Genomic DNA, 3,281 nt, shown 5'->3' with positions numbered 1-3,281 from the left:
GGGGGTTCCGCGGCGGGCGGCGGGGCCGGGAACCCCGTCTCGACCCCGCCGCTGTGCGCCAGGTCCGTGACCGGCAGCCCCAGCTCCCGCTGGATCTGCTGGAGACGCTGGGCGAACGCCACGGCGCTGGGGAACCGCTGCTCGGCGGACTTGGCCATCGCCTGCGCGATCGCCTCGTACACCGGGCGGGGCACGTCGGCGCGGCGGAACGGCGGCGGCGGGTCGTTGAGGATCCGCAGCATCAGCTGCGCGATGCCCTCGCCCTGCGGGCCGCGGAACGCGGGCTGCCCCGCCAGCAGCTGGTACAGCGTCGAGCCCAGCGAGTAGACGTCGGAGGCGACGCCGGGCGTGCGGCCCTCCAGCACCTCGGGCGCGGCGTGGTGCGGCGTGAACGCCTGGGTGTGGCCCTGGTCGAAGGAGTCCACCAGCCGGGCGATGCCGAAGTCGGCCAGCGCGGGCTCGCCGTACCGGGAGACCAGGATGTTCTGCGGCTTGACGTCGCGGTGCAGCACGTCGGTCTCGTGCGTGGCGGCCAGCGCGCCCGCCATCTTGACGCCGATCCGCAGCACCTCGGCGACCGGCAGCGGCCCCTCCCGCTCCAGGCGGTCGGTGAGCGAGCCGTGCTCGAAGTACTCCATCGCGATGTAGGGGCGGCCGGACCGGGTGGCCCCGGTGTCCAGCACCGTCACGATGTTGGGGTGGCCCGACAGCCTGCCGGTGATCTTGCTTTCGCGCTGGAAGCGGCGCAGGGCGGCGTCGTCCACGGAGCCGATCGACAGCACCTTCAGCGCCACCATGCGGTCCAGGCGTTCCTGGTGCGCGCGGTAGACGACGCTGAACCCGCCCTCGCCGACCTGCTCCAGCACCCGGTAGCCGGGAACGTCCTCGGTCATCGGTCGGCGGAACCCTCTCGGTGGGGGAGTGCGCGGCGGGGGCGCGCGGCCGGGGACGGTCCCCGGAGGACACAGCGTAGTACGGGGACGAAAGGGACGGAGCGGGACGGCGGACCGGACTAGTCGTTAGGTATTGAACTACGTACCGGCGCCATGACACCCTGCCGACGAGGAGCCCCCACCCCGAGGAGCCCACCGTGACGGCAGTGACCGAGGACGGCGGTACCCAGGACGGCGGTGCCCGGTACGGCGACGACCCGTGGCACCGGTCCTACGCGGCGCTGGACGACGAGCACGACTACACCGTCGACGAGATCGACGGCCGGCTCCCCGAGGGCCTGACCGGCACGCTGTACCGCAACGGCCCCGGCCGCTGGCAGGTCGGCGAGACCCTGCTGGACCACATCTTCGACGGCGACGGCATGGTCTCGCTGTTCTCCTTCGCCGGCGGCGCGGTCCGCTACCGGAACCGGTACGTGCGCACCCGCCACTACCGGTACGGGCAGCGGCACGGCCGGGTCGGGCTGCGCGGGCTGGGCACCCAGCGGCCCGGCGGCGCCCTGGCCAACGCGCTGCGCCCGCCCGCCAACGTCGCCAACACCGGCGTCGTGCTGCACGGCGGGCACCTGCTGGCCCTGTGGGAGGGCGGGCGCCCGTTCCGCCTGGACCCCGACAGCCTGGAGACGCTCGGCGAGCACTCCTTCGGCGGGCGGCTGACGGCGCTGTCGGCGTTCTCGGCGCACCCGTCGCGCTGCCCCGACACCGGCGAGCTGTTCAACTTCGGGATGGACCTCACCCGCCCGCGCGGCCTGCGCCGCTACCGCGTCGACACCGGCGGCCGCCTGCACCGCCTGCCGCGCGTCCCGCTGCCCTACACCCCGTGGAACCACGACTTCGCGCTCACCCGCCGCCACATGGTCTTCGTGATCAACCCGGTGATCCCGAAGGCGGGCCGCATCCTGCTGGGCACCGGCTCGATCGTCGAGGCCCTGGCCCACGAGCCGCACCGGCCCACCTGCTTCGTGGTCGCGCCCCGGTACGGGGGCCGGGCACGGGTGGTCGAGCACGAGTCGCTGATGGGCTTCCACCTGGTCAACGCGTTCGAGGACGGCCCCGACACGGTGGTGGAGTTCGTGCGGTTCCGGGACTGGGAGTCGGCGATCCGGCCGTTCAGCGAGTTCCGCACCAGCGACTTCCCGTGGGGGTGCGCGCTGGTGCGCTACCGGATCGGCGCCAACGGCCGCGTCACCGGCGAGGAGGTGTGCGCGCTGCCGATGGAGCTGCCGCACGCCGACGCGCGCCGGGCGGGCCGCCCGCACCGGCACACCTACTTCGCCGGGCGCACCCCGAACGGCGTCGGCGTCCACCACCTCGACCACGCGACCGGGCGGCGCCGGGTCCACGAGCTGCCGCCCGGCCACGGCTTCGGCGAGCCCGTCTTCGTCCCCCGCGCGCCGGACGCCGCCGAGGGCGACGGCTGGCTGCTCACCCTCGCCTACGACCCCGGGGAGCACCGCTCCCGGCTGCTGGTCCTCGACGCGCGGGACGTGGAGGCCGAGCCCGTCGCCGTCGCGCACCTGAGGCACCACATCCCCATGGGATTCCATGGGTCGTTCACCGAACGGGTCGCGCACCCGCCGCGCTGACATCGGCAAAAGAACGGAAATAGTGGCCCCGCCGGTTAATCGTTCCTTCAATTCCGCGCCCGCCGCTCATTCGCCTCCCTAGCCTCTGGCCTGCAATCGACCCGCGGGTGTTGGAGGAGTTCGGCGATGCCGGAGCAGGCCATGGCGGAAACCCCGGTGGAAGCCGGGTCGCGATACGGAGACCTGGTGTGGCTGGCGTATTTCGCCCTGCCGGGCAAGGGGAAGCGGGCGTACCGGCTGGCGGTCGCCCGCCGGATCGTCGACGGCGCGGCCCGGTGGGGCGGCGACCCCGAACGGCGCCGCCTGCGGGTGCTGCGCCGCGCCATGCGGCCCTCGCGCCGCATGTACCGGGGCCTCGGGCCCTGGCTGCGGGCGCTGCCGGTGCGGCTGCCCGACCCGGCGGTGACCGCCGCGCTGTCGCGGCTGGACGCGGGCGTGCGGGTGGCGTGCGTGCTGCTGCGGGTCGCCGGGATGCCGCGCTACCGGGTCCGCGACGACCTGGTGCGGCTGGGCGTCCGCGACCCGTGGGCGGTGATCGAGGCGGCCGAGGTCGCGCTGCTGCCGCCGGTGGAGCGCCCCGACCCGGTCCCCGACGCGCTGGCCCGGTCCGCGCGCCGCCCGGTGCTGCCGATCGCGGTAGGCGGCGTGCTCACCGCCGCGCTGGTCGGCGTGCTGGTGGCGACCGAGGGCGGGACGCTGCCCGGCGGTGGCCGCCCGGCCGCCGCCGGGACCCCGCGCCTGG

At 74.9% G+C, this 3,281-nt stretch carries 3 protein-coding genes; 2 read left to right on the top strand and 1 reads right to left on the bottom strand.

Annotated features, from left to right (window positions below):
• The coding region (locus AKI01S_RS48400) for a serine/threonine-protein kinase (RefSeq protein WP_157420756.1) at positions 1-893 on the bottom strand (893 nt) is incomplete at its 3' end.
• Between the two features lie 197 nt (positions 894-1,090).
• Here AKI01S_RS48400 and AKI01S_RS48395 point away from each other — a divergent pair.
• Both AKI01S_RS48395 and AKI01S_RS48390 read left to right on the top strand, forming a co-directional pair.
• The gene (locus AKI01S_RS48395) at positions 1,091-2,539 is read left to right on the top strand and encodes a carotenoid oxygenase family protein (RefSeq protein WP_218010105.1); all 1,449 of its coding nucleotides are present in this window, start codon (positions 1,091-1,093) and stop codon (positions 2,537-2,539) included.
• Between the two features lie 126 nt (positions 2,540-2,665).
• Positions 2,666-3,281: hypothetical protein (locus tag AKI01S_RS48390; RefSeq protein WP_157420754.1), on the top strand; the 616-nt coding region annotated here is incomplete at its 3' end.

Source organism: Actinomadura kijaniata NBRC 14229 (genome assembly GCF_001552175.1).
GTDB lineage: Bacteria > Actinomycetota > Actinomycetes > Streptosporangiales > Streptosporangiaceae > Spirillospora > Spirillospora kijaniata.
The sequence above is the reverse complement of the archived record's forward strand: the minus strand, read 5'-3'. Positions and strand labels throughout refer to the sequence as shown.